The sequence below is a fragment of the Sphingomonas sp. 66-10 genome (assembly GCF_001897045.1).
GTDB classification, from domain to species: domain Bacteria; phylum Pseudomonadota; class Alphaproteobacteria; order Sphingomonadales; family Sphingomonadaceae; genus Sphingomonas; species Sphingomonas lycopersici.
The window spans coordinates 33782-34087 of record NZ_MKRR01000003.1; the positions used below are offsets into that span (position 1 = coordinate 33782).

Consider the following 306-nt stretch of genomic DNA (forward strand, 5'->3'; position numbering starts at 1 on the left):
TCTCAAGGGCCGCCCCGGCGCGCCGCGGGGCGCAGACTGGGATCGCCACGTCGCCCAATGGCGCGCGCTCGCAAGCGCCCCCGACGCGCGCTTCGATCGCGAGATGACCGTTGCGGCGGACATGCTGCGCCCGATGGTCACCTGGGGCACCAACCCGTCGCAGGTCATCGCGATCGACGACCATATCCCCGATCCGCGCACCGCCGCCGACCCGCTCGACCGCGCCGCGCAGGAACGCGCGCTCGCTTATATGGGGCTGACCCCGGGCCAGCCGATCGCCGGGCTGCCGATCGATCGCGTCTTCAT

1 protein-coding gene is annotated in these 306 nt (G+C 72.5%); it reads left to right on the plus strand.

From position 1 onward, the window contains the following. Positions 1-306, plus strand: a 306-nt coding sequence (locus BGN95_RS00835; protein WP_286771338.1) for an aconitase family protein, incomplete at both ends; no start/stop codon positions are given.